27 protein-coding genes are annotated in these 25,020 nt (G+C 71.9%); 11 read left to right on the top strand and 16 right to left on the bottom strand.

Going from position 1 to position 25,020, the window contains the following annotated elements; translation table 11 throughout:
• Position 1 precedes the first annotated feature (1 nt).
• Positions 2–541, top strand: coding sequence for a CGNR zinc finger domain-containing protein (locus tag M8I34_RS01555; protein WP_250047465.1), 540 nt, complete (start codon positions 2–4; stop codon positions 539–541).
• Here M8I34_RS01555 and M8I34_RS01560 read toward each other — a convergent pair.
• From M8I34_RS01560 to M8I34_RS01575, 4 genes are all read right to left on the bottom strand, one after another.
• Positions 538–1,866 (bottom strand): LCP family protein, encoded by a 1,329-nt coding sequence (locus tag M8I34_RS01560; protein WP_250047540.1) that lies wholly within the window; start codon positions 1,864–1,866, stop codon positions 538–540. The two genes, M8I34_RS01555 and M8I34_RS01560, sit on opposite strands and share 4 nt — an antisense overlap.
• Before the next feature lie 315 nt (positions 1,867–2,181).
• On the bottom strand, positions 2,182–2,430 hold the full coding sequence (locus M8I34_RS01565; RefSeq protein WP_250047466.1) for a hypothetical protein: 249 nt from the start codon (positions 2,428–2,430) through the stop codon (positions 2,182–2,184).
• A gap of 142 nt (positions 2,431–2,572) precedes the next feature.
• Complete coding sequence (locus tag M8I34_RS01570) at positions 2,573–3,538, bottom strand: M56 family metallopeptidase (protein ID WP_250047468.1); 966 nt, start codon at positions 3,536–3,538, stop codon at positions 2,573–2,575.
• 3 nt (positions 3,539–3,541) lie between these two features.
• Positions 3,542–4,099 carry a BlaI/MecI/CopY family transcriptional regulator gene (locus M8I34_RS01575; RefSeq protein ID WP_250047469.1) on the bottom strand — a complete coding sequence of 186 codons (558 nt, stop codon included), beginning with the start codon at positions 4,097–4,099 and terminating at the stop codon, positions 3,542–3,544.
• Between the two features lie 186 nt (positions 4,100–4,285).
• On the opposite strand from M8I34_RS01575, the gene M8I34_RS01580 reads away from it, so the two are divergent.
• The 4 genes from M8I34_RS01580 to M8I34_RS01595 all read left to right on the top strand — a co-directional run bounded on the left by M8I34_RS01580 (position 4,286) and on the right by M8I34_RS01595 (position 6,777).
• Entirely contained in the window at positions 4,286–4,861 is a 576-nt protein-coding gene (locus M8I34_RS01580; RefSeq protein WP_250047470.1) for a TerD family protein, read from the top strand.
• Between the two features lie 274 nt (positions 4,862–5,135).
• Positions 5,136–5,366, top strand: a complete 231-nt coding sequence (locus tag M8I34_RS01585) for a hypothetical protein (protein WP_250047471.1) — start codon at positions 5,136–5,138, stop codon at positions 5,364–5,366.
• On the top strand, positions 5,363–6,349 hold the full coding sequence (locus M8I34_RS01590; RefSeq protein WP_250047472.1) for a fatty acid desaturase: 987 nt from the start codon (positions 5,363–5,365) through the stop codon (positions 6,347–6,349). Before M8I34_RS01585 ends, M8I34_RS01590 begins: the two co-directional genes overlap by 4 nt.
• A complete protein-coding gene (locus M8I34_RS01595; RefSeq protein WP_244413695.1) occupies positions 6,346–6,777 on the top strand; it encodes a DUF5994 family protein in 432 nt (143 codons plus the stop codon). Before M8I34_RS01590 ends, M8I34_RS01595 begins: the two co-directional genes overlap by 4 nt.
• Before the next feature lie 128 nt (positions 6,778–6,905).
• Here the strand turns inward: M8I34_RS01595 and M8I34_RS01600 are convergent, their stop codons facing one another.
• The 4 genes from M8I34_RS01600 to M8I34_RS01615 are packed head-to-tail and all read right to left on the bottom strand — an operon-like array spanning position 6,906 to position 10,680.
• Positions 6,906–7,559, bottom strand: coding sequence for a response regulator transcription factor (locus M8I34_RS01600; protein WP_250047473.1), 654 nt, complete (start codon positions 7,557–7,559; stop codon positions 6,906–6,908).
• Positions 7,552–8,880, bottom strand: a complete 1,329-nt coding sequence (locus M8I34_RS01605; protein ID WP_250047474.1) for a sensor histidine kinase — start codon at positions 8,878–8,880, stop codon at positions 7,552–7,554. The genes M8I34_RS01600 and M8I34_RS01605 overlap by 8 nt, the downstream gene beginning before the upstream one ends.
• Before the next feature lie 53 nt (positions 8,881–8,933).
• On the bottom strand, positions 8,934–9,731 hold the full coding sequence (locus M8I34_RS01610; protein ID WP_250047475.1) for an ABC transporter permease: 798 nt from the start codon (positions 9,729–9,731) through the stop codon (positions 8,934–8,936).
• A gap of 10 nt (positions 9,732–9,741) precedes the next feature.
• Entirely contained in the window at positions 9,742–10,680 is a 939-nt protein-coding gene (locus M8I34_RS01615) for an ABC transporter ATP-binding protein (RefSeq protein ID WP_250047476.1), read from the bottom strand.
• A gap of 340 nt (positions 10,681–11,020) precedes the next feature.
• On the opposite strand from M8I34_RS01615, the gene M8I34_RS01620 reads away from it, so the two are divergent.
• Positions 11,021–11,530, top strand: a complete 510-nt coding sequence (locus M8I34_RS01620) for a DUF6344 domain-containing protein (RefSeq protein ID WP_250047478.1) — start codon at positions 11,021–11,023, stop codon at positions 11,528–11,530.
• Positions 11,531–11,642: 112 nt separating this feature from the next.
• On the opposite strand, the gene M8I34_RS01625 is transcribed toward M8I34_RS01620, so the two are convergent.
• The 4 genes from M8I34_RS01625 to fabI all read right to left on the bottom strand — a co-directional run bounded on the left by M8I34_RS01625 (position 11,643) and on the right by fabI (position 14,714).
• Positions 11,643–11,804, bottom strand: coding sequence for a hypothetical protein (locus M8I34_RS01625; protein WP_250047479.1), 162 nt, complete (start codon positions 11,802–11,804; stop codon positions 11,643–11,645).
• A 145-nt stretch (positions 11,805–11,949) separates the two neighbouring features.
• On the bottom strand, positions 11,950–13,452 hold the full coding sequence (locus M8I34_RS01630; protein ID WP_250047480.1) for a class I adenylate-forming enzyme family protein: 1,503 nt from the start codon (positions 13,450–13,452) through the stop codon (positions 11,950–11,952).
• Positions 13,449–13,937, bottom strand: coding sequence for a MaoC family dehydratase (locus M8I34_RS01635; RefSeq protein WP_250047481.1), 489 nt, complete (start codon positions 13,935–13,937; stop codon positions 13,449–13,451). Before M8I34_RS01635 ends, M8I34_RS01630 begins: the two co-directional genes overlap by 4 nt.
• Positions 13,938–13,943: 6 nt before the next feature.
• On the bottom strand, positions 13,944–14,714 hold the full coding sequence (fabI, locus tag M8I34_RS01640) for an enoyl-ACP reductase FabI (RefSeq protein ID WP_030987877.1): 771 nt from the start codon (positions 14,712–14,714) through the stop codon (positions 13,944–13,946).
• A 361-nt stretch (positions 14,715–15,075) separates the two neighbouring features.
• Between fabI and M8I34_RS01645 the strand changes: the two genes are divergently transcribed.
• Positions 15,076–15,330, top strand: coding sequence for an acyl carrier protein (locus tag M8I34_RS01645; RefSeq protein WP_250047482.1), 255 nt, complete (start codon positions 15,076–15,078; stop codon positions 15,328–15,330).
• A 558-nt stretch (positions 15,331–15,888) separates the two neighbouring features.
• Positions 15,889–16,467: a hypothetical protein gene (locus tag M8I34_RS01650; protein WP_250047484.1), complete on the top strand. Its 579-nt coding sequence runs from the start codon at positions 15,889–15,891 to the stop codon at positions 16,465–16,467.
• Here the strand turns inward: M8I34_RS01650 and M8I34_RS01655 are convergent.
• Positions 16,457–17,698 carry a helix-turn-helix transcriptional regulator gene (locus M8I34_RS01655; protein ID WP_250047486.1) on the bottom strand — a complete coding sequence of 414 codons (1,242 nt, stop codon included), beginning with the start codon at positions 17,696–17,698 and terminating at the stop codon, positions 16,457–16,459. The two genes, M8I34_RS01650 and M8I34_RS01655, sit on opposite strands and share 11 nt — an antisense overlap.
• Positions 17,699–18,113: 415 nt before the next feature.
• Between M8I34_RS01655 and M8I34_RS01660 the strand changes: the two genes are divergently transcribed.
• Together M8I34_RS01660 and M8I34_RS01665 are read left to right on the top strand one after the other, a co-directional pair.
• Positions 18,114–19,355, top strand: coding sequence for an aldehyde dehydrogenase family protein (locus M8I34_RS01660; RefSeq protein WP_250047487.1), 1,242 nt, complete (start codon positions 18,114–18,116; stop codon positions 19,353–19,355).
• Positions 19,352–21,085, top strand: coding sequence for a thiamine pyrophosphate-binding protein (locus M8I34_RS01665; RefSeq protein WP_250047490.1), 1,734 nt, complete (start codon positions 19,352–19,354; stop codon positions 21,083–21,085). The genes M8I34_RS01660 and M8I34_RS01665 overlap by 4 nt, the downstream gene beginning before the upstream one ends.
• Before the next feature lie 290 nt (positions 21,086–21,375).
• Here the strand turns inward: M8I34_RS01665 and M8I34_RS01670 are convergent, their stop codons facing one another.
• Both M8I34_RS01670 and M8I34_RS01675 read right to left on the bottom strand, forming a co-directional pair.
• A complete protein-coding gene (locus M8I34_RS01670; protein WP_250047492.1) occupies positions 21,376–22,221 on the bottom strand; it encodes an ABC transporter permease in 846 nt (281 codons plus the stop codon).
• A gap of 14 nt (positions 22,222–22,235) precedes the next feature.
• Entirely contained in the window at positions 22,236–22,892 is a 657-nt protein-coding gene (locus M8I34_RS01675; RefSeq protein ID WP_250047493.1) for a DUF1707 domain-containing protein, read from the bottom strand.
• A gap of 372 nt (positions 22,893–23,264) precedes the next feature.
• Here M8I34_RS01675 and M8I34_RS01680 point away from each other — a divergent pair, with 372 nt between their 5' ends.
• Positions 23,265–24,512: a helix-turn-helix transcriptional regulator gene (locus tag M8I34_RS01680; RefSeq protein ID WP_284049793.1), complete on the top strand. Its 1,248-nt coding sequence runs from the start codon at positions 23,265–23,267 to the stop codon at positions 24,510–24,512.
• A gap of 60 nt (positions 24,513–24,572) precedes the next feature.
• Here M8I34_RS01680 and M8I34_RS01685 read toward each other — a convergent pair whose 3' ends face one another.
• Positions 24,573–24,752 (bottom strand): DUF5708 family protein, encoded by a 180-nt coding sequence (locus M8I34_RS01685; RefSeq protein ID WP_030075520.1) that lies wholly within the window; start codon positions 24,750–24,752, stop codon positions 24,573–24,575.
• Between the last annotated feature and the right edge of the window lie 268 nt (positions 24,753–25,020).

A 25,020-nucleotide genomic window follows, 5' to 3' on the forward strand; every position in this document is an offset into this window, starting at 1 on the left:
CGTGAAGCAGAACGATTACGGGCGTCTCGGGGCCGTGCTGTCGGCCGATTTGATCAATCTTCCCGAGATGAGCGCCACGAGCATTCAGCAGCTGTTCGAGGCGCACGGGATTCGTCACCCGGAAGTCGTCGCGGCCGATGTGGACGGCTTTCGACGCTGGCGAGACCAATTGGCCCGCGCTTTTGGTTCCGGCGACCCCGCCGAGCAGTGCTCAGCGGTGAACGACCTGCTGGCGGCGGCGACGATTCGCCCATGGGTGACCACCCATGACGGGCTTCAGCCCCATCTTCACTTCGTGCCCGACTCGGCCGATCTGCTCTCCCGGGTCAAGGCGGTCACCGCCGGCGGCCTTGCCTTCGTCCTGTGCTGGGAAGGGGGAGCGAGGCTCGGCCGATGCCTGCGCTCCGGGTGCTCCCGGGCCTATGTGGACACGTCCAGGAACGGGCAACGGCGGTATTGCACAGCACGCTGCGGGAACACCGAAGCAGTGATGCGCCATCGTTCCCGCACTCGGCCCGCAAGCCTTAGAGGACCTTTCTAAGGCATGTCCGCCGGGAAATCCGGCCCGATCGTCAGCGTCACCGCGCCCGGTGCCGCCCCGGCCGACTCCGTGGCCTTGGTGCCGGGGAGACGGGAGGCGAGGACCGCGCTCTGTGTCTTGAGCGCCGCCGGGTAGGTGACGGTGGTCCTGTCCGTCGCCGGGGCGTTGCCGGTGGCGACGACCGTGAAGCCGAGCTTGCGCAGCTGGTCGGCGGCGGAGGCGGCCCGGCCGGGTGCACCGGTTCCGTTGAGGACGCGGACCTGTACGGAGCGGGCGGTCACCGGGTTCTTGGCGGCCTCGGCGAGCTTCTTCTTTCCGGCGGCGCCGATCTCGTGGTCGTGCGCGAGGTCGCTGAAGAGCTGACCGGCCTGCGGATACTGCCAGACCACATTGGCCTTGTCGGTGGGGACGTCGGCCTCGCGGTAGTAGTTGGGGACGGTCAGGAAGGTGAGGCGGTCGGTGGGGATGTCCTTGACGGTCGCGGCCAGGTCGTAGAGCGGCTTGACGCCGGCCAGGGCGTTGTCGGTGGTGATGGACTTGGTGGCCGAGTCCAGGAAGTCGTAGAGCTCGCCGGGGCTGGTGAGCTTGGACTGGGCCTTGGCGCCCAGCGCCTTCATGAACTCCTGCTGGCGGCCGATGCGGCCGAGGTCGGAGCCGTCGCCGACGCTGTAGCGGGTGCGGACGTAGCCGAGCGCCTTCTCGTCCCGGACGTTCTGGCAGCCCGCGTCCATGTCCAGATGGGCCTTCTTGTCGTGGATGGCGTGCTGAGGGCAGACCTCTATGCCGCCCAGCGCGTTGACCATGCCCTTGAAGCCCTGGAAGTCGACCGAGGTGAAGTGGTCGATGCGCAGCCCGGTGTTCTTCTCGACGGTCTTGATGGTGCAGGCCGCGGCCTTGCGGATGCTGCCGGAGTCACCGCCGATCGAGAACGCCTCGTTGATCTTGAAGTGGTGCGGGGACGACTTCGAGCCGTTGCCGCGGGTGCAGGCCGGGATCTGCACCCAGGAGTCGCGGGGGAAGGACAGCGCGGTCGCCCATTTACGGTCGGCGGCGATGTGCAGCACCATCAGCGTGTCCGACTGCATGGTGGTGAGGTTCCTGCCGTACTTGGCGTTGGCACCCGCGCGGCTGTCGGAGCCGACGACCAGGATGTTCTTGGAGCCGGGGCTGAGGTTGACCGGCCGGGCGCCGTCGACCCCGATGTCCACACCGCGGATATTGCCGTCCAGGTGCTGGTAGACCCACGCCCCGACGCCGGCCGTGCCGAGCAGCAGCACGCCGAGCGTGCCGCCGGTCCAGGCGAGGATGCGGCCGCGGCGGGTCATCCGCAGCTTGCCCGTACCGCCTGTCCCGCCCGTACCGCCCGTCCGGCCGGAGCCGGAGCCGTTGCCGTCGCCGGATCCGCGGGAGCCGCCGGACGGTTTGCGGCGCGAGCGGGTGCCGGACTCGCGGGAGGCGTCGCCGGTGGCGCGGGACGCTCCGGGTGTCTCGCCGGTGCCCCGCCGGGCCGTCTGCTGGTGCGTCTGCCTGTCATGCACGCCGATGGCCCTTCTGGTCCTTCTGATGCTGGTGATGCGCGTGCTGCTCTACGAGGGAGGGCGCGGCAGCGGCGGCCGGCGGTGCCGGCCGGAGGCGGCGGGTCAGGTGCCGGTGCTGGTCAGCAGCAGGATGGACTCGGGGTCGTAACGCAGCCACTGCGCACACGCACCGCCGGGCAACGTGCGCAGCCGGCACCACAGTTCGCCCGCGCCGTCCGTCCACCAGGCGTTGATCCGGCCCAACCGCCATCCGCCGTCCGGGTATTGGACCTCCACCGGCTGATAGACCCATCGCACCTCCGCCTCTGGAGGCGGGCAGTCCCAGGTCAGGAGTCCGCACCTCGTCGCCATCTCCCCCTTTGGCCGCGCCTGTTGCGCCTGTGCGCGCCACTCTACCGGGAAGTTCTACAGTGTTGTAGAAGTTGCCTGGTACGGACGGCACACAGCGCGGTGCGCCGCGCAGGCCCGGTGAGGGTCAAGGGTCAGTGTGCCCCTAGAGCGGCGTTGCTGCCTTCAGAACAACGAACAGCGCTACCGCCGCGTTGAGCGCGGAGAGTGCGGAGGCGGCCGTGCCCGCCGCGGCGACCAGGGCCGCCAGTCCGGCCGGGGTCAGGGCCGGCGGCCAGTGACGGGCCGGTGGTACGGGCCCGAGCAGCGCCGCCACCCGGCGCGGCACAGGCCCCGGTTCGGGCCCCGCGAAGTGCGCCAGCCCCGGTTGCGGCGCGGGCCGCGCGACCAGCGCCGCCTTGCCCACCGCGCGGGCGGTCAGCCGCCGGTCGCCGACCACCTGCGCCGCCTCCTCGTCCGCCCAGCGCTCGGTGGCGAAGGCCACCGCGGAACGCAGCGGCAGCAGCAGCGGGTTGACGCAGCCGGCCAGGCGGACGGCGAGCAGATAGCGGTGGTGGCGGCAGTGCAGATGCGCGCGCTCATGAGCGAACAGCGCCTGCCGCTCGGCACCGTCCAGACAGCGCAGCATGCCGCGGGAGACCGCGATCCGGCCGGGCCTGGCGGGGCGTCCGGGGCGGGCCGGGGTGCCGGGCACGGCGTAGGCGTAGGGATCGTCGTCCGGCAGCACCGCGGGGTCGGCGCCGGCCGGCAGCACGTCCAGCGCGCGGTGGGCACGGGACCGGATGCGGCGGTGGCGGCGCACTGCGGCGCCGCAGGCGTGGAGCGCGGCGGCCAGCAAGGGGATCGCGGCGACACCGGCGACCTCGGCGAACGGGACCGCGGCCCGCACTTCCGGGTCCGACCAGCCGTCGGGCAGCGGATTGCCGGGCAGTTGGGCGGTGCCGACGACCACCAGCAGGCCCAGGCAGAGCGTGCTGCACAGGCCGAGGACGGCGGCGAGCAGGGTCAGCAGGCGGGTGGTGGCCCGCGGGTGGAGGTGCTGCTCCGCGAGCCGGGCGATCGGCAGCGCGGTGAGCGGCAGGACGAGCGGCAGGAACACGAAGACGCCCACCGGTCAGCCTCCGCGTGCTTCGTCCGAGGGGTGGTGCCGGCCGGGGGCCGGGGCCGGGTGGGGCTCCTCGGCGGCGGCCGGGGCGTCGGAGGCCGGGAGGCTTCCGGCCGGGCCGGGGCCGTCGGCGGTCGGGAGGTTTTCGGCCGCACCGGGGCCGTCGGCCGCGTCGCGGTCGAGGAGGGTGCGGAGCAACTGCTCGTCGTGCGCGGAGAGCGCGGAGACGAAGCTGGTCAGTACGGCGTCCCGGTCCGGTTCGCCGTCCAGGACGCGGCGCATCCGCAGCGCGGCGAGCCCGGCCTCGTCGGCGGCCGGGGTCCAGACGTAGGCGCGGCCGGAGCGCTCGCGGGTGACGGCCTGCTTGGCGTGCAGCCGGGACAGGATCGTCATCACGGTCGTGTACGCGAGGTCGCCGCCGAGCCGTTCCTGCACCCAGGCGGCGGTGGCCGGTACCGGCGAGTGGTGCAGCGCGGCCAGGACCTGGGCTTCCAGCTGGCCCTGCCCCCGCCTGCGGGCGCGTTCCCGTCCGGAACCGCCGAAGTTCCCGAAGGCCTTCGCGCCCATACCGTCGCCTCCCGTCGCGCCGGGTGTCCCGCGGGCCGGGACGTCGGGGCATCTTACTGAGTGGCCGGATCCGGGCGGTGGTCCGCTCGGGCGTAGCCGGACGCCGCAGATTCCCGGCACCTTACTTCTACACTCCTGTAGTTTTTGAGGCTCACCCGGAATGCAGGCAACACCTGGAGGGAAGCCATGGGAGTCTCGCTGGCCAAGGGCGGCAACGTCTCGCTGTCGAAGGAAGCGCCCGGACTGACCGCGGTCACGGTCGGCCTCGGCTGGGACGTACGGACGACGACGGGCGCGGACTACGACCTGGATGCCAGCGCGCTGCTGTGCACCGAGGCGGGCAAGGTCGTCTCGGACGCCCACTTCGTCTTCTACAACAACCTCACCAGCCCCGACGGCTCGGTGCAGCACACCGGCGACAACCTGACCGGCGAGGGTGAGGGGGATGACGAGGCCATCGATGTCACGCTGACCGGAGTGCCCGCCGAGATCGCAAAGATCGCCTTCCCGGTCTCCATCCATGACGCGGAGAGCCGGGGACAGAGTTTCGGCCAGGTCCGCAATGCCTTCATCCGCGTCGTCAACAAGGCGGACGGGGCGGAGCTGGCCCGCTACGACCTGAGCGAGGACGCCTCGACCGAGACCGCGATGGTCTTCGGTGAGCTCTACCGGCACGGCGAGGAGTGGAAGTTCCGGGCCGTGGGCCAGGGCTATGCGTCCGGCCTGGCGGGCATCGCGGCGGACTTCGGCGTCAACGTCTGAGCGAGGCGCCTTCGGGGGCGGGGGGAGGGGCGCGGGCGGGAGCGGAATCTACAGGTTTGTAGAGTTCGCCCGCTCCCGGCCCTCCCCCTCGGCCTTCTCCCCGGCCTTCCGCCCGGCCCCTCTTCCGGCCTCCCCTCGGTCTCGCCCGCCTCTTCTCCCATAACCGCCCATAACGGTATGTACAGGGCTTCCGCGGGGTACCTTGGAAGCACCGGAACACCGAAGGATGCCCAGGGGTGCCGAGGGACACGAGGTATTCGGTGAGGTGAGCTGCATGCAGACTCTGTTGACCGTGGTCGTGCTGCTGGCGCTGGTCGCGCTGGGCGCGCTCTTCATCGCCCGGGTCAATGCCCAGGGAACCGGCCGGATGGCCACCCACCGGTACACGGACTGGAAGCAGTCGATGCGGCAGCGGAAGCAAAAGCGGCCGCACGATGCCGCCCACTCCGAATCACCGGCGGCCGGCCCACCGCCGCCCCCGGGCAAAGCGGGCGACGAACCGTGACGTCCACGGACCGGGGCATCCCGCCGGCACCGGACTACGACGGCACCTCGCCCTTTCCCGACAGCGGTGCCACACCTCCGCCGGACAGCGGCCGCCGTATGTACGTCACGGTGACCGGCATCATCGTCGTCGCCCCGTTCGTCGGCCTGGGCATCGCGATCCCCCTCCTGTGGGGCAGCGTCGTACACCTCACCGACCTCGTGCTGCTGACCGTCTTCTATGTCATCAGCGGCCTGGGCGTCACCATCGGCTTCCACCGGGGTCTCACCCACGGCAGCTACACCGCCACCCCCGCACTGCGCGTCGCGCTCGCCCTCGCGGGATCGCTCAGCTTCCAGGGCGATGTCATCGACTGGGTCGCCACCCATCGTCGCCACCACGCCTACACCGACCGCCCCGGCGATCCGCACTCCCCCTATCGCTACGGCACCAGCCTGCGCGGTCAGCTGCGCGGACTGGTCCACTCGCACATCGGCTGGCTGTTCGGCAACGACCCCACCTCGCACCGCCGCTTTGCGCCCGATCTGCTCGACGACCCCGGAATCCGCGCGGTGGACCGGGCATTCCCCGTGCTGTGTCTGCTCACGCTCGGCCTGCCGTTCGCGCTGGGCTGGGCGCTCGGCGGCTCCTGGGTCACCGCGCTGACCGCCCTGCTGTGGGCGGGGTTCATCCGGATCGCGCTGCTGCACCACGTCACCTGGAGCGTCAATTCGCTCTGCCATGTCATCGGCGAGCGGCCGTTCCGCACCCGGCGCCACGACCGGGCGACCAATCTGTGGCCGCTGGCTCTGCTGTCGTTCGGCGAGAGCTGGCACAACCTGCACCACGCCGACCCGACCTGCGCCCGGCATGGCGTCGACCGCGGTCAGATCGACGTGTCCGCCGCCGTCATCCGGCTCTTCGAACGCCTCGGCTGGGTCCGGGACGTGCGCTGGCCCGACCCCGCACGGGTGGCGGCCCGCCGTCTCAGGAGCACCGTATGACCACCGCCAGGGGCTCTCCCGGACCGGCCCCTCCCCGGCATCACACGCCACCACCCGTCGCCCGCCTGGCCATCGCCCCGCACACCGATACGGTGCGCTGCATCGACGGTGTCTGGTGGCCCCATTCGGTCGACCTGCTGGCCGAACTCCCCGAGCTGCTGGCCGCATTGCCCTTCGACTGGCCCCGGATCACCCATGCCACGGTGAACGGCGCGGCCTGGTGCGCCCTCCCCGCCCACATCCTCGTCGAGGGCCATGTCGTCCGCCTCCGCAGAACCACCGGCCGCCCGGGCCCGGACACCGTCTGCCTGGTCTCCCCCGGCCACGGCCGCTGGGACCTGCTGATCATCCCGCCCGAGACCCCCGAGCCCGAGGCCGTCCACATGATGGCGGAGATGGCGCGCACGGGAGAGCTGGCACCGGCCTGAGCGGGCAGCGAGCGGGACCGTGGCACCTCAACTGGCAGCCATGTCCGGCTGTTTCACGTGAAACAGCCACGACGGGCCGAGGCGGTGGCTGCCGGACACCGCCCAGGGCCTGTCGTGTGGAACAGGCCCTAGCCGAGAATCCCCCGGTCGTAGGCCACGGCCACCGCCGCGGCCCGGTCCTTCGCGCCCAACTTGCCGTAGATGTGCGTCAGATGGGTCTTGACCGTCGCCTCGCTGATGAACAGCACGGCGGCGATCTCACGGTTCGAGGTGCCCTTGGCGACGAGTGCCAGGACCTCGCGCTCGCGGGCGCTGAGCGGTTCGTTGCCCGGTGACCGGACCCGTGAGACCAGACGCGAGGCGACCGCGGGCGAGAGGACCGTACGGCCCTCGGCCGCCGCACGGACGGCCGTGAACAGTTCCTCGCGAGGGGTGTCCTTGAGGAGGTAGCCGGTGGCGCCTGCCTCGATCGCCGGGAGGGTGTCCGAGTCGGTGTCGTACGTCGTGAGCACCAGCACCTTGCAGCGCGACGCCCGGCGCGCCAGCTCGGTGATGGCCGCCACCCCGCCGCCGCCCGGCATCCGCAGATCCATCAGGACCACATCGGGGTCGAGGCGGGCGGCAAGCTCCACCCCCTCGATGCCGTTGCCGGCCTCACCCAGCACCTCGAAGCCGGGGGCGGAGGAGAACATGCCGCGCAGACCGTCCCGGACGACGGGGTGGTCGTCGACGATGAGGACGCTGACGGTGGTCCGCTCGGTCCGCTCCGTGTGCTCAGCCATGGCGGACCAACGGTACGCGAGCGGAGACAGCCGTTCCCCGGCCCGGTTCGGACTCGATGCCGACGGCGCCCGCGATCCGTTCGGCACGCGCCCGCATCCCGCCGAGGCCGAAGCCGCCGGTGCGTTCGCGGGGCGGCAGCGTCGCCGGGTCGAAGCCACGGCCGTCGTCGCGGACGTCCAGGGTCACCTCGTCCCCCATGTACGAGAGGGTGACGCCGACCCGCGAAGCGGCCGCGTGGCGACGGGTGTTGGCCAGGCCCTCCTGGGCGATCCGCAGCAGGGTCGCCTCGACCTCGTCGTGCAGCGGCTCGGCGGTCCCGGTGACGGTGAACTCGGCACGTACGCCCGCCACCGCCGACCATTCCTCGACGGTCCGGCGCAGGGCGTCCGGCAGCGCGGCATGCTCCAGCACTCCGGGGCCCAGGTCGTGCACGGAACGACGGGCCTCGCCGAGGCTCTCGCGGGCCAGCGCCACGGCGCGCCGGGCGTGTCCGCGGGCGGCCACCGGATCGCTGCTCTCGGTGGCGGCCTCCAGCTGCGTGATGATGCCGGCCAGGCCCTGCGCGAGCGTGTCATGGATCTCCGCGGCCAGCCGGCGGCGCTCATCGGCGATACCCGCCTCCCGCGCCTGGACGAGCAGCTGGGCGTGGAGACCTACGTTCTCCTCCAGCGCCGCCTCCAGCCGGGCGTTGGTGCGCTCCAGCTCGGCGATGGTGGCGGCATTCGCCGCGGCGTGTTCGGCTTCCTGGACGGCGATCCGGCTGAAGACCAGTACCAGCGGGGCGTTGAGGACGTACAGCAGCCCGAAGGCCACCCAGTTCACGGCGCTCGCCGGGGGCAGCCCCCCGGACTGCGAGCCGGCCATGATCACCGCGGTGGCCAGCAGCCCCGCGCGGACGAAGCGAGGCGGCAGCAGATGCGGGGCGTCGAAGTAGCCGAGCACCGCGTAGATCGCGAAGAAGGGGTTCAGCCAGGTCAGCACAAAGGCCAGCAGAAAGCGGACGAGGTAGTGGAACTGCCCGGCCGGTGACTGCGGGGGTGCCCGGTGGCCGGTCCGGCTCCACCACACCTGGAGCGCCAGCGCGGCCGCCACCAGCACCCCCGCCACATACACCTCGTCCCCCGGGAGCAGCGGATCCGCCGACGCGGCCGAGGTCAGGACCCCGAGACCGAGCAGGGGATAGCCGCCCCACCGCCGGAAGGCGCGGTCCCACGCCTGCTGCGCGTGGCTGCGCGACTGCGTGAGCGGGGGAGAGGTGCGCGGCACCGGTGGGCCGGCGACGGGCTCCGCCGTCCCGTCCTTGCTGTCGACGCTTGCCATGCGCGCAGTGTCCCCCGGGCGGCGTACGGACACCCACACTCCGGTTGTCATCCTCACTCCCAACGGAAGCGGCGCCTGGCGACCCGGCCCAGTACGAGGGTCCACACCGTCAGCACGGCGAGATGCGACCAGCCGGGCCAGTGGCCGGACGCGGCCTGGTTGAGTGCCTGCGACGCGGCGCCGAACGGCAGCAGCTGGACGATCTGCTGGAGCAGTTCCGGCATGGCCTGGACCGGACCCCACACGCCCGCCGTGAACATCATCGGGAAGAACACCGCCGAGCCGGCCACGCTCGCCGCCTTGGTGGTCGGGGAGAGCGCGCAGAGCAGACAGCCCAGGGCGAGCGCGCCGCACAGGGTCAGGAAGGCCGCCAGCACATAGCCGGCGAGCTGTTCGGGCAGCGCCACACCGAAGGCGAGCCGGCCGACGACGAGCGCCAGCGCCATGGAGACCACGGTGGCCGCGCCGTGCAGGGTGATCTGCGCACCGAGCAGCGCCGCGGGCCGTACCGGGGTCGTCGACATCCGGCGCAGGATGCCGCGCTCCCGATAGCCCGTCAGCACCGCGGGCATCACCTGGATTCCGGTGGTGATCGCGGCGAGCAGCAGCGCCACCGGCACATACAGATCGATGATCCGCCGGCCGCCCATCGACGGATCGGCCTCCCGGAAGGAGGGGATCAGGCCGAGGATGGCCAGCAGCAGGGTCGGAAAGACCAGGATCCAGAACAGGGATCCGGGCTCGCGCAGGAACAGCCGGGCCTCGGTCTTCAGGACGGCGCGCGCGGCGGCCCGGGACTTCGGCGGGGCAGCCGTATGTGCCGAGGCAGGCGTTCGTGTGGGGGCGGGCATGGCGGGCACCTCAGGCTTCCTGTGCGGTCAGATCGAGAAAGGCGTCGTCGAGCGTGGCGTCGCCGACCCGTAGTTGCCGGGCGGTGATGCGGTGCCGGGCCAGCAGGGAGATCACCGCGTCGACGGTGGCGTCCGTCCCGTGGATCACCAGCCGCTCCCCGGCGGAGCCCGCCGGCTCCCGTCCGTCGCTCCGGCCGCTCCGTTCCACGGACCCGAGCTGCGGCAGCGCCGCCAGTTCGGCGGGGTCGAGCGGCGCCGACGGCGTGAAGGAGATGACGACGGACCGCGAGGCCTTGCTGATCAGACCCGCCGGGCTGTCCAGCGCGGCGACCCGGCCGCGGTCGATCACCGCGATCCGGTCGCACAGCCGCTGGGCCTCTTCCATGAAATGGGTGACCAGCAGCACCGTCACCCCGGAGTCACGGATCTCCTCGATCAGCTGCCAGGTGTCCCGGCGGGCCCGCGGATCGAGCCCGGTGGTCAGCTCGTCGAGCACCACCACCCGCGGATTGCCGATCAGCGCCAGCGCGATGAACAGCCGCTGCTTCTGGCCGCCGGAGAGCTTGCCGAAGCGGGCGGTGAGCCGGTCGGTGAGGCCGAGCCGCTCGACGAGCTGCCGCCAGTCGGCCGGGCGCGGATAGCAGGCGGAGTAGAGCTCCAGCGCTTCCTGCACGGTGAGTTTGGTCTGGAGCTCGCTCTCCTGGAGCTGGGAGCCCAGGATCCGGGTGACCTGGTCATGGTCCGCGACCGGGTCCAGCCCGCCCACGCGCACCGTCCCGCCGTCCGGGACGCGGAGGCCCTCGACGCACTCGACGGTCGTCGTCTTGCCGGCGCCGTTCGGGCCGAGGACGCCGAAGATCTCTCCTTCCTCCACCGCGAAGGAGACCTCGTCGACCACGGCCCGGCCCCCGTAGACCTTGCGCAGCCCGGTGACTTCGATGATTGCCATAACCCGAGAATCCGCCCGACGCACCCGGTGGCACATCGCCCATCGCGCTCGGAACGGCATCAACCGATCGGTTGACCGGGGCCTACGACCCGCCGCCCGCCTGCCGCCCGACGGCTGTGGCTACTGCGTACGGGTGGTGTTCATCAGAAGAACGCCGATCCCGGGGCGTCGGTCCGTGAATCCTCCCATTGCGTACTCATCATAAGAAAACGCAACAGAAGCGACGCCATCAAAGCGGTGCACCGGATGCGGCGCAACTGAAGCGAAGGCAACAGAGGAAGCACAACAGAAGCAGACGCAACGGATCTCTCGGGGAGATCCCGACCGAAAGTGAGGGGCCATGGCTGCGACCAAGGTCATGAAGTTCTGGGCGGTGTGCCTTGCCATGCTGGGCAAGCTGCTGGCATCACTGGGTGTCTCCGCTGCGGCGTCGGCCGCGCGCCGGGACGCCGCACTGTACGAGCGGACCCTGGGCAACGGGAACGCGGGCACCGACGCCCCGGGTGCCGAGGCCCCGGAGGCGGTGCGCTGCGCCGCGCCGGATCCCGGGCCAGGCACTCCTGCCGTGCCCGCGCCGCGCGCCGTACCGCTGTTCGGCCAACCCGACCCCGCCCGGCGGATGTTCGCCCGGCCCGAGCTGCCGCCGACGATCAAGCAGCGCATCAGCGCCGAGGCCCATGGCACCTCGCCCGGCCTGCGCAGCCGCACTCGCACCCGCACCGAGCCGCTGATGGCCGATGAGCTCACCGACTCGGCCGGGGCCGCGCCGGACCGTGGTGCCGAGGCGGATGCATCCGCAGCGGCCGTTCCGGCGGCCCGCCGTCATGCGCACACCGCTCGCGTCGTCTGAACCGGCCGGCAGCCGTGGTGCAGCCGGCCCCACCAGCCCTGCGATGGGGCGACACGACGCGTGACAGCTCTACGGAACTGATGCACCCGAAAACGGATCCAGGCGCAACCGCTCAGGTTCGAGCCGGACTTCGACGCTGAGGCCCGAGCGAGATGCCCACGCGGAGGACGACGCAGTAGCCGGCGAGGAACCGCAAGCCGGTGACGAAGCGCAGGCCGGTCACGACGCAGTAGCCGGTGACGCAGCGCAGTCCGACATGTTCCACGTGAAACATCCGCAGACGTGAACCGCATGGAGATGCCGCAACACCCACAGACGTGCTTCACCCACAGACGTGCTTCACCCCAGACGTGAACCACCCACAGACTTGATCAACCCACAGACCTGAACCACCGGCGACAGTCCCGGAGTTGTACCGCTCAGCCCCCGACCGGGGCACCGGTCCCCGGACCCCCTCCCAGCTCCAGCCCGAGCTCCGCACGCAGCGCACGCGTGTCGGGCTTTCCGTTGGCAGTGAGCGGGAAGTGGTCGACGACATGGACCGCATTGGGCTGTTCGTACTCCGCCAGGTGCTCGGCGAGCCGCCGGCGCCAGGTGAGCGGGGCCGCGCCATCAGGGTCGGCGACCACGAAGTGCAGTGCACTGCCACGACGTTGGTCCTCGACCGCCAGTACCTTCACCGGCCGGCCACAGGCCTCGGCGCGGCGCTCCAGGCTCTCGGGGTAGAGCGTGAAGCCCAGCCGGTGCACGGCCTGGTTGCGGCCCACCACGCGCACGGTGCCCTCGGCGTCGATGCTGCCCAGGTCGGCCGTCGGATACCAGGCGTCCGGGTCGACCGGCGTGAGCGAGCCGTCCTCCTGGAGATAGCCGGCCATCAGCCCGGGGGAGCGCACCTCGATGCCGCCGAGCTCGCCGGGGCCGGCAGCGGTGCCGTCGGGGCGCATGACGCGCAGCCGTACGCCGGGCAGCGGACGCCCGCAGCCGTGCGGTGCGTCGGGGGTGGCCAGCGCGACATTGCCGAGTTCCGTCAGACCGTAGCCGTCCAGGAGTGGGCGGCCCATTGTCGTGTGGAAGGACTCGGCCAGCGGGGCGGGCAGCGGTGCGCCGCCCACGCCCCAGAGCCGTACGCCCGCGAGCCCGGCGCGTACCTCCGGGCGGCGGCGCACCACGCCGAGGAGCGAGTGATACGTGGACGGGGCGGCGTCCACGGCGGTGGCGCCGTGGGCCGCGGCCTGGCCGACGGCCGCGTCGAGCCGCTGGTAGGGGGTGACCAGCAGCGTGCAACGGGCCAGCCACCACAGCAGGATGACGGAGAGCCCGTATTGGTGCGAGAAGGGCAGCAGGGGTGCGAGGACGTCGTCCTCGCGGTAGCCCATGGCCTGGATGGTGCGCAGCGAGTTGTCGAGGACGGCCCGGCCGGGCTTGATGATGCCCTTGGGGCGCCCGGTGGTGCCCGAGGACCACAGGACGAGGGCGTCGGGGCGGCGGAACCAGGGGGCCAGGTCGACGGCGGCGGGCGGTGACGCCGGGGCGTCGGCGACGAGCCGCGGGTAGTGGATGACGTGCCGGTCGGCGATGCCGGGGAAGCCGGTGGCGCGGTCGGCGCCGGTGACCAGCCAGCGGGCGTGGGCCTGACGGCCGGCCGCGGCGGCGTCGGCGGCGGAGAGCCGGTGGTCGAGCGGGATGAGTGAGGTGTCCAGCTGCATCAGGGCCAGCAGCGTGACGACATAGTCGACGCTGTTGTCGCCCTGCACCAGGACCCGGTCGCCGGTCCGGAGGCCGAGCTGTCGTAAGGCGTGTGCGGCGGTTCCTATCCGGCGGCCGAGTGCCGGGCCGTCGAGGCGGCCGGCGCCGCCGAGCGGGGCCGCGGTGCCGTCGACGAGCCGGGCGGCGGCGACCGGAGGGGCGATGGTGTCGGTCATGGGTGCTCCGATCCCGTGGTGTCGCGAGGGCGCCGGGCGGGCCGCGGTGTGGTGGCCGGGCACAGCAGCGACGAGGTGGTGGTGGCTACCCAGGCGCCGTCCGCGTCCCGGAACTCGCAGTCGAGCGTGAGGAGGGGGCGGCCGGCGAGGGTGGTGGCCGCGGTGAGGCGGACGGTGGCGTGCAGGGTGTCGCCGGCGTGTGCGGGGCGGGCGTGGCGCAGCGCCTGCGCACGGTGCACGGTGCCCTCGGTGGCCGTGAAGTCCGGCCGGAGGTTCAGCAGTTGGTCCTCGGCGTCGGTGGCGAGGGTGGCCAGGTAGGTGGGTGGGGCGATGATGTCCGGGTGGCCGAGGGCGCGGGCGGCTGCCGGGTCGGTGTACGCGGGGTGGGGGTCGCCGAGCGCGGCGGCGAACGCGGCGATCCGCTTCCGCTCGATGGCGTACGGGCCGCAGCACAGAGTGGTGGGCGCCGCCGCTCGCTCCGTCATCGCCGCTCAGTCGCCGATCATGTGGTGGCCGCCGTCCGCGTGCACGATCTCGCCGGTGGTGGCGGGCAGCCAGTCCGACAGCAGGGCCACACACGTACGGGCGACCGGCTCGGCGTCCTGGGGGTCCCAGCCGAGGGGGGCGCGGGACGCCCAGCTCTTCTCGAAGGACGGGCCGTCGCCGCCGATGCCGCGCGCGGCCAGGGTGCGCAGCGGGCCTGCCGCGACGAGGTTGGCCCGTATGCCCTGGCCGCCGAGGTCGCGCGCCAGATAGCGCGAGCAGGCCTCAAGTCCCGCTTTGGCGACGCCCATCCAGTCGTAGCCGGGCCAGGCGCGGGAGGCGTCGAAGTCGACGCCGACGACGGAGGAGCCGGGGCGGAGCAGCGGGCGGCAGGCCATGGTCAGGGCCACCAGGGAGTACGTCGAGGTGTGCAGGGCGGCGGACACATCGCGCCACGGGGCGGTCAGGAAGCCGCCGTCCAGGCAGTTGGCGGGGGCGTTGGCGACGGAGTGCAGGACGCCGTCGACGCCGTCGAGGTGCTCGCCGACGCGGTCGGCAAGGGTGCTGAGCTGCTCTTCGTCCGTGACGTCCAGCTCCACGACGGGGGGCTCCTCCGGCAGCCGCCGGGCGAGCCGGGCGACCAGAGTCGGCCGTCCGTAGGCGGTGAGGACGATCTTGGCGCCCTCCTCCTGGGCGAGCCGCGCCACCGCGTAGGCGATCGAGCTTTCGGTGATCACGCCGGTGATGACCAGCTGCTTTCCGTCGAGCAGACCGCTCATGCGGTTCCTCCGTGTGACTCATCATCGACTTCGGAGTCACTGAAAATAACTCAGAAGCATTGTCCTGGCATGGTCTTGAAAGGTCGTCGTTGACAACCTATCGGACCTCCAGTTGACTGGAGCAGTCAAGTGTAGTCAAGGGAATGACTCCGTGTCACGGAGGATTCCCCTGCCGCGCCGGAGCGCGTTGCTTCTCGATGACGCCGCACGCGCCGGGATGCCACGCCTGCCGGCCGGCGAGCTGTGTGCGGTCGTCGGCCGCGCCGCGCCGCGGGCCCCGGTGTGCGCCGCACCCGCCCCGCACGGTCCCGGGCCGTGCCCGCGACCCGTACCGCCCGTATTCCACAGAGAGGTGACCGTCATGACCATCCCCACCCGCGAAGAGATCGTTGCTCAACTCGCCGAGATCCTGCACGAGGTGGCCGGCGTGGTGCCGGCGACGGTGACCGAGGAGAAGTCCCTGGTCGAGGAGCTGGACGTGGACTCGCTCGCGATGGCCGAGGTCGTCGTCGTGGCGGAGGAGCGCTTCGGGATCGCGCTGCCCGAAGAGGAGATGAAGGACATGCGCACGGTTTTGGACATAGTGATCCGGGTGGAGAAGCAGCTGGCGTCCTGAGGGGTGCCCCCGGCCGGTGCGCTTCTGCCGACCACGTCCCCCGGCAGAAGCGCACCCGTACAAGGGATGTGAAGGGGAGTCAGATTCCTGGCAACGGAAGGCCGGCCGCTGCCCGACTTGCGGTGGCCAGAGGTCACCGTGCCGCGCCCGGTCTCACTTTGGCGAAATCTGGTAATGGCTCCGGGTAAACCGAAGTTGATTTTCGGTCGTCGCTTGTTGACGCAGGCATAGACCAGGGTTACCTTGAGGATCTCCGGAGGCTAAATCAAATCGACTCAGTGCACTGCTTTCCCGGATGTGACCGGTCGGGAAAGGAGACATGGTGCGAGGGGACCTATGCGGGGGTACCAGCCTTCCTGTGGCGCGCATTCGCTCAACCATGACGGTGACCCGGCCAACTCGCCCTCAAGGGGCGTCAGTTGGGGCCCGTCCCGCTCATCCGAATTAGCCGACGGGCGTTTGCATATATTCTCGAACGTCCCCGGTGACATTCGACAGCCCGACTGCTTAACGGCATTTCTGGGCCGGTTACTGCATTGTTCACCGGGCGATATTCCGGTGACCCGGGACGGCTTCGGACGACCGGTGTTCGCCGCACCGCCCGCCGCCACCGGCTGGCCTCCGGGCACCCGCCTTTGCCTGGACGCCGCCGCCGACACGGGCCGGCAGTTCCTGGTCCTGACCCGGGACCTCCCCGTTGCCCTGTCCGTGCACACCGTTCCGCGCGGACCGGTCAGCGAACTGCTGCTTCCCTTCACGCCGTTGGAACGCGGCTACGTCCAGGAGGCCCCGCCGGGCCGGCGGGCGCAGCGGCTGGCCCAGCTGTGGACCCGTAAGGAAGCGGCTCTGCGGCTGACCGGACGGGGCGAGCTGGCCGCCGCCGCCGCGATCGACGCGCTGAGCGGCGCGCGGGAGGGCAAGATCGTGATTCCCGGCTCCCCGGCCCGCCCCGGCCGCACCGCCTACGTCCGGGATCTGCCCGTCGGCCCGCAGACCGTGGCCTGTGCGGCCACCGCCGCCCTGGCGCCCGAGGTGAGGTTCTGGCGGGTGAACTCCCCTGACGGGCAGGCCGGTACGTACGGCGGCCCGGCGGTCGAGGCGGACAGCGCCGAGGCCACGGACACCGCTACGGCATGAGGACCGCGTGCGGATCCGGTCCCTCGCCCGCACGGCCGCCGGCGCTCAGCTCGCGCCAGCTCTCCAGCGCCAGCCGGAAGGCCCCGGCCTTCTCGTAGCCCTCGGCGGCCTCCTTGAAGTCGGCCTCCGCGGCCTCCTCGCCACCTTCCGCGCGGTGGGCGCGGGCCAGATGGAGCAGACAGCGGGCACGGTCGAGGGGCGTCAGCCCGGCGGCGTCGGGATCGATCGCGGCGGCCCGGCCGCCGGCCTTCACCGGCTCGTTGCGGCGCAGTGCCGCGGCCGTCTCCAGGACGGCCAGCCAGGTCCTGGCGGACGGGGTGTCGATGAGCGCGGCGGCCTGCCGGGCCCGCTCCAGCAGGGCGTCGGCCTCGTCCTGCCCGCCCGCCGCGAGCGCCAGCAGCGTCCGCGCGCGGGCCAGTCGCAGCCGCAGCCGCACCCCGTCCGTCGCGGCGAGCAGCTGCTCCGCCTCGGCCAGCAGCTCCAGCGCCCGGTCCGGATGCCCGCCGAGATACTGCGCACCGGCCACGGCCCACAGCGCGCTCGCCCGCAGTTCGCCGGCCGGAAGGGGGGCGACCTGGGCGTGCAGCTCCGCCCCGAGCTGCTCGGCGCGGCTCCACTCCCCGCTGTCGACGGACACGGACAGCAGCGCCACCTGGGCCTGCGCCCGCTCCGGGCGGCCGGGCTCCAGCTCGCCGGTGACCCGGACCGCCTCCTCGGCGAAGCGGACACCGTCCGCGAGGCGGCCCGCGGCGCGCAGCAGCTGGGCGAGCTCGATGGCGACGCGGGCGTGCAGCACGGGCGCGGAGCGGGTGAGGGGGTCGTCGAGCAGCCGGCGCAGCGCCGCCTCGTGACGGTCCGGGTCGTCGAGCCGCCCGAGGACGGTGGCCAGTTCCCAGCGGGCCTCCCAGCGCACCTCGTCCTGATCGGCGCCGGCCGCTTCCACCACGGACTCCAGCTGCTGCCGGGCCGCGGGCCAGTCACCGGCCAGCTGGCTGGCGCGGGCGGCCACCAACTGGCCGACCAGGCCGAGGCGCTGGGTCAGCCGGTCGCCCGGCTCGTCGGTGGCGCACAGCGCCTCGACCGTCGTGCCGAGGCGTTCGGCGATGGACCGGGCGATCTTGGCGCTGGGGATTCTGCGGCCGTTCTCGACCAGCGAGACATAGCTGGGGGAGAGATCGTCCCCGGCGAGGTCCCCCTGGGACAGACCCTGAGCGCGCCGGACCTCCCGCACTCGCTTACCGAAAGCAGGCTGCTCAATCGTCAAGAAAATCGCTCGCAGTTGAGTGGGGCGGACGGACGGTGACAAGGCGCGGACGGCTGCGGACGGAGGGAACGTGATGACCGCGAGTCTACTCATCGGAGGTCCGCTCAGGGGCGCCTGTGGACGGCCTGGCGTCCGACAGGAGTCATTTTTTGTCACTTTCGGAGGACGCCGTTCCCGTTTCCGCTGTGCAGGCATCGCGACAGCTGAGAGGCCAGCTCGGGCGCTCGGTGCCAGGGAGGGCGGGAAGGCGAGGGGTCTCGTGGACCGGCCGGGAGCGGGGCCGCTTGTCATATGGGGCAGTCGAGCGCAATGACTATGCTTGACAATAAATGACTATTGGCTGACGCTGACCCTCCATGGACTACGCCCCGAGGAGGGACATATGAGCTCCGCTCCCGCATGGCCGACCGTGGCCGCCGAGCCGGAGGACAGCACCGACAGCCGACGCGCGGCAGCCGTGCACCGGGTCCGGGACTTCCTGGTGAACGACGCCGGTACCGTGCACGATCTGCTGTGCGAGATCTCCACCCACCGCGCCGCGCGCTACGAGATCGAGTCGACCGTCGCCACCCTCGACGGGGCCCTGGACGAGGTGGCCGCCCACCGGCCCGGCCGGGTCCCCCGGCTGGCCGCCTTCATGCCGTCGAACGTCATCCTCTACTCCTACGCCCTCTACCTCCTGGTCCCCGCGCTCTACACCGACCGGCTGGTCTTCCGTCCCTCCAGCCGCGTCAAGGACCAGATGCACCGGCTGCACACCCTGCTCGCCGAGCAGCACGGCCTGCCCATCACCCTCAGCGGCGCCAGCCAGCGGGAGTTCCTGCACGATCACGTACGGCCCGCCGAGGTCGTCGTCTTCACCGGCGCCTACGCCAACGCCGAACAGATCCGCGCCCAGCTCTCCCCCGGGCAGCTCTTCCTCTTCCTCGGCTCCGGCGTCAACCCGTTCGTCGTCGCCCCCGGCGCCGATGTCGAGCAGGCGGCCCGCGACGCCATCGCCATCCGGGTCCTCAACACCGGCCAGGACTGCCTGGGCCCCGACCTGTTCACCGTCCATGAGTCGCTGCTCGCCCCCTTCGTCGACGCCCTGGTCAGCGAGTTGAAGGGGCTGCGCTACGGCCCGTACTCCGACCCGGACGCCGACTTCGGGCCGATCTTCTACGAGAGCGCGCTGGAGGACGGCGCACAGTTCCTCGCCCGTAACCGCGGCGGCATCGTGCACGGCGGGCATGTCGACTTCCGTGCCCGGCGGCTCGACCCCACCGTCGTCGTCGGCGAGGAGGTCACTCCGCGCACCCACGTACCGGAGTTCTTCGCCCCGATCTTCAACATCGCCGGCTACCGCGACCAGGACGCCCTCGCCGCGACCCTCACCACCGGCATGTTCACCGAACGCGCCCTGGGCTCCAGCGTCTACGGCCACGCCCCCGGCCTCGTCGAGGCGCTGCGCCGGCGCACGACCGTCACCCTCGACACCACCTTGCTGTCCATCGACGACGGCAACGCCCCGTTCGGCGGCTACGGCCGGATGGCCAACTACATCTTCGACGGCGAGGAAGTGCGGGCCGAGCCCGTGCTGATCTCCAAGGCCGTCGCCGCCCACGGTCCGGGAGCCGGCCGATGACCTCGTACACCCACCCCACCGCCTGGGCCGCGATCGCCGATCACCTCCACCACCTGGGCACCGACGTGGTGTTCGGGCTGCCCGGCGACGACATGGCACTGCTCGGCGAGCTGGAGCGGTCCGACACCACCGTGGTGCTCTGCCGGGACCAGCGCAACGCCCTGTTCATGGCGACCGGTTACGCGCTCGCGTCCGGCCGCCCCGGCGTCTGCGTGATCGGCAAGGGCCCGGCGCTGACCAATGCGCTCACCGGCGTCCTGGAGGCGCGCTCCGCCGCCGTACCGCTGATCCTCATCGCCGACGGCACCCGGCTCGACCGGCTCGGCACCGGCGCCTTCCAGGAGCTCGACCAGCTGACCGCGGTCCGCCCGTACGTGAAGTGGGCGGCCCGCGTCGACCACGCCGAGCGGCTGCCCGGCGCCCTGGAGAAGGCCGCGGCGCTCGCCGTCAACGGCGCTCCGGGGCCGGTCTACCTGGAGCTCGCCGAGCAGATCGCCGCCGAACCGGTCACCCGCAGCGGACCGTGGCGCCCGGCCACGCCCCAGCGGCCGGCCCCCGACCCGGACGCGCTGGCCGCCACCGCGGCGCGGATCGCCGCCGCCGAGCGGCCGTTGCTGCTGGTCGGTGGCGGCGCCCGGCACCGCAACACCGGCCGCCGCATCGAGCGGTTCGCCGAGCGGATCGGCGCCGGCCTCTTCAGCACCGCCTCAGGACGCGGCACGGTCGCCGAGGACCATCCGCTCCACTGCGGTGTCAGCGGCCTCTACACGGTCGCCCCGATGGACGCGCTGTGGCGCGAGGCGGACCTCGTCATCGCGCTGGGCAGCCGGCTGGAGGAGACCGCCACCTTCGGCTGGCCGGAGGGTGCCGACCAACTACCGGTGATTCAGGCCGTGTTGGGGGAGGAGAGCCTGACCATGGAGCGGCCCGGCGCCCATGTGCTGGGTGACGCCGGACGGATCGTGGACGGCTGGGCGGGGCTGCTGGCCGGTCACCGGCCCGCCGACGCCTGGCCGGCGCGGGTCCGTGCGGCGCGTGCCGCGCTGGTGCAGCGCGCCGCGGACCGCGCCGAGGAGGCCGCCAAGACGGTGGCCGACGGGGCCGTGCCGGTCGCCCGGGTGCTGGCCGCCCTCGACCGCGCCGTCCCCGCCGACCGGGTCCTGGTCCAGGAGAACGGCCTCCAGGACATGTGGTCGTACTTCTTCCCGCACTGGTCGCTGGGGTCCGGCGGCGGCTCCGTGGTGCCCAGCGAGCAGACCCCGCTCGGCTTCGGCGCGGCCGCCGCGGTGGGCGTACGGCTGGCCGAGCCGGCCGGGCGGCCGGTGGTCGCGGTGGTCGGCGACGGCGCCTTCAACCTCTTCCGCAGCGAGCTGCCCACCGTCGCCGACGCGGGCGCCGCCGTGCTCTATGTCGTCCTCGACAACGGCGGCTACGGCTGGCTCCAGTCCAACCTCGACCGGGTATCCGGTACCGGCTCGCGCTTCGCCTTCACCCGCCCCCGCCCGACCGGAACCGAGGGCCTGACCAGCGCCTACGGACTGGGCTACCGGCGGGTGACGGACGCCGACGAGCTGGCCGGGGCGCTGGCGGACGGCTGGCGGCAGGTCGCGGCCGGGACCACCACCGTGGTGGAGGTGGCGGCCGCGCTCGCCGACACCCCGCCGGGGATGACCGCCTCCGCGGGGGACTTCCCGGAACGCGAGGGCCCTCAGCCGGACGGGGCGCCCTAGGGGGAGAGCCCCCAGGGGCCGTTCCTGTCGCCGGACCCTCACCACGGTGGCCGGTCGCCTGCCGAGGCGGAACCCGCCCGGCGGCGCGGCGCCACGGCGGTGAGGGTCCGGCCGTATGCGAGAGGGCGGGCAACGCCCGTACACCCCGAACCCGGGGGGAGAGGGTTGCGTGCCCGGCCTCCTGCGGCCCGGGGGTGGCCGGAGGAGGCCGGGCACGTCTTCTTCGTACGGAGGGAGCCACGCCGAGGGCGTGCCGGGGGAGGTACTCCGCTTCGTACGGGATTCGGGTGTCAGGTCTTGGTGCGGAACTTGGCGATGGCGACCGGGGCGGTGAGCGCGGTGAGGGCCGCCGACCACACCAGCGTCCAGAACACCGGGCCGGCCACCGGGCCCTCGCCCAGGGCGAGTCCGCGGGCCGCGTCGGCCATGTGGGTCAGGGGGTTGAAACGGGTGAAGGTCTGGAGCCACTCCGGCATGGTCGCGGGCGGCACGAAGATCGAGGAGGCGAATTGCAGTGGGGTCAGCACCACGACCGAGAGCCCCTGGATGGCCTGAGCGGTGCGCAGGGTGAGGCCCAGCAGCATGAAGCCCCACACCAGTGAGGTGCCGAAGACGGCGGTCAGGGCGACCGCGGCCAGCAGTCCCGGCCAGTGTCCGGTGAGGTCGAAGCCGAGCAGGGCGCCGAAGATCAGGAGCACCGTGATGGCGACCAGCATCCGGCCGGTCTCCACCACGACCTTGGCCAGCAACACCGAGGAGCGGGCGATGGGCATCGTGCGGAAGCGGTCCATCACGCCCGTACGGAAGTCGTCGTTGACGCCGACGCCCACGGCCATGGCGATGGTCATCCCGAGGATCACCATCAGCCCGGGGATCAGGAAGGTGGTGTACTGCGCGCGGTCGCCGCCGGCCCCGATCGCGCCGCCGAAGACGAAGACGAACAGCCCGGTCAGCACGATCGGCATCAGCAGCGCGTCGGTCATCGACGTCGGGTTCTGCCGGATCTGGAGGAGATTGCGGCGGGCCAGCGCGCCGGTGTGCCGCACCGTGGCCCGCAGGCCTATCCGCGGCTCGTCGAGGAGCGGGGCGGACGGGGCGGACGGTGCGGTGCGGGGCAGTACCTGAGGGGACGTCACGGGTTCTCCTCGGCTCAGGCCCGGCTGCGGCGCTCGTCGAGCCACTTCTGCCAGTACGTGCGGCGGTCGCTGTCGGGGTGGGCGACGATGATGTCGCCGAGGATGGCGGAGCCGTTGATCCGTACGAGCGGGGTGATGGCCTCCGGGCCGGCGTGCTCCCGGGTCATATTGCGCAGATCGCCGAGGACCTTGGAGCAGTTCATCTCGACCCGGACGCCCTCCGGCAGCAGCAGGTGCACATCGCCGACGAGCGCGCGGGCCTCGATGGTCAGCTCGCCGGTGGACGGTGCCGGGGAGGCGCACAGGTCGAGGGTCACGTCCCCGAAGACCGCGGTCGCCGCGATGCCGTGCTCCAGCACGGGGCTGTGGTGGACGAGGTCGCCGAAGGTGGCGCGGAAGGTGCGCTGTCCGGTGGCGGTCCCCGCCGAGGCGGGGGGTGTCACGTGCGGCAGATCCTCGCCGACGGACATCAACTCGGCGCGGGTACGGGCCAGATAGGCGGCCTCGGAGCGCTCGGCCAGCTCCTCCAGGGTTAACCGGCCCTCGGCGGTGGCCTCGCGGAGCCGTTCGACCATGGTCTCGCGCTCGGCGTCCGAGGCCAGCACCGAGGGCGAGGAGGTGTGCGGGGGCGCCACGTCCTTGTGCAGATCGGGGCGTTGGGGCTGCGTCATCTGTGGTGCCTCCGCGGAGTCCGGCGGTGGTGGGGCGCTTGCGGCCTCATCCGACCACGACGCCGCGGGGGTGTGCATCGCCGTGCGGTAGTACATCGAAAGGTTGACCCATGGCGCCGCCGCACACAGTTCGGTGTACCCGGCGGCCGGTTTTCCGTGGTGCGCACCGGCCTCTCACGAGGGGGCTGTGCACAATGCGCCGAGCCCCCTCGAAATGATCTCGGCGGGCACGGTGAAGACGGGTGAAGGAATCCGAATATCGGTCGACTTCTTCTTGACTACTTGGTAAAGTGCCCACCACTCATTGTGACTCGCCGTTTTGATGCAGTCGGCCGGAGTCATCCACTGTTCGAAATCCGGAGGGCTTGTCGAATGCCTGAGCTGGCGGACACCGGGAGGAGAATCAAAGAGCTCCGGGTCGGCGCTGGAATGACCCAGCACGACCTTGCCGGGTCTGAAATGTCGTCCAGCTACATCTCGCTCGTCGAACGCGGGAAGCGTATTCCCAGCGGCCGGGCACTCAAGATCCTGGCGGAACGCCTCGGGGTCGGCGTGGACGAAATATCCGGCACCGCAGAGCAGGCCGAAACCACCGGACGGGTCCGCAGGCTCGACCTCGTCGGACGATTGGTGGCGGCGCGCAGGCAATGGGACGGCGGGGACGCCGTGGGCGCGCTGTCCGAATTCCGCGCACTGGCCGAGATGGAACCGGCCGGCCGGCAGGACGACGTATTCACCGAGGCGCAGCTCGCCATTGCCGAAATACTGGGCACGCTCGGCCGCGCCGACGAGGGCGCCGAGGTCCTGCTGCGGATGCTGGACGCCCCGGCCCCCGCGCAGTTCGCCGAGCCCCGGCTGCGCGCCCTGATCGCGCTGGCCGATCTGCTGGAGTCGGCCGGCCGGGTCCAGGACGGGCTGCGCTACGCCCTCACCGGCTCCCTCGAATGCGACGGTCAGCGCCCCGGCACCGGGTTCCACTCGCTGCTGGTCCTCGAAGTGCTCACCCGCTGCGCGTATTGGAGCGGCTGCCCGGACTGGGCTCCCGACACCGACCACAGCAGGCCGTCGGCGGGCGGGGTGCTCCCCGGGCCGCGCGCCGCCATCGATCTGCACCGGGCGCTCGACCTGCGCGACCGGGGCGAGGTGGAGCGTGCCGCCGCCCTGCTGGGGGAGTGTGCGCGCCGGGTGACCCCGGGCGCCGGTTTCCCGCTCTGGGAGAAGGTCAACGGGCATTACGCCCTGCTGTTGCTGCACCGCGGTGCGACGGCGGAGGCCCGCAGCATCGTCGAGCGCGGCCTGGTCGTGGCCTCGGTGGCGCAGGAACCGGAGTTCCCGCTCTGGCTGACGACCGCGGACGCGGTCCTCGCGGAGACGGCCGGTGACAGTGGCCGGGTCCTTGCGCTGGGCGAGCAGCTGGCCGCGCTGCCCGATACGGGCCGCAGCCATGAGAAAGCCGCCGCGCTCCTGGAGATCGCGGCGGCTTGCGAGCGGGTGGGGGACCGGGAAAGGGCGGCCGGGCACTTCCGGTATTCCGCGGAGCTGTTCCGGCGGGCCCAGGCGTACCGGCACGCCGAACGGGCCCGGGAACGGCTGGCGGACCTCCTCGAAAAGCGGGACTGACGGCCGCCGGGGCCAAAGTGCCACGGCGGCGAAAATGCCGTGATTGCGCGCAATGCGCGTTTATTTATTAGCTTTCTTTCCCAATCCCAGTAGCGCGAACAAGGCCTCTGCGCCACCGATGATGGCCAGGATCAGCCCGGCCTTGTGAAGCGAGACGATCGGGGTCTCCACTTCCTTTGTGGTCAGCCATAGGACCAGACCTACGATCGCCAGAACAATACCTACGGCAATACCCTTCATGAGTTCCCCTCGTTCCTTGTGATGGTGTCGGAGCTCGTTGTACGGACCAGCGTCCCGTCCGCCCGGCACATTCGGATCATCCGCAGGTAGGCACTTTCCGCCCCGCTGTCTGTCACTTTCTATGTACTCCCGGCCCGACCGGAGGGCGGCGCGGAGGCGGCAACGGGGGCGTCAGCGGGGCGTTCAGGGGCAGCCAGGGGGCGCGGTGGGGGCGCCCCGCACCCGCCCGGCACTTGCCCCGCCAGTGCCCCGCCAGTGCCGTGCCCGC

Origin of the sequence: Streptomyces sp. MCA2 (assembly GCF_023544705.1) — a bacterium.
In the GTDB taxonomy this organism is placed as follows: domain Bacteria; phylum Actinomycetota; class Actinomycetes; order Streptomycetales; family Streptomycetaceae; genus Streptomyces; species Streptomyces decoyicus.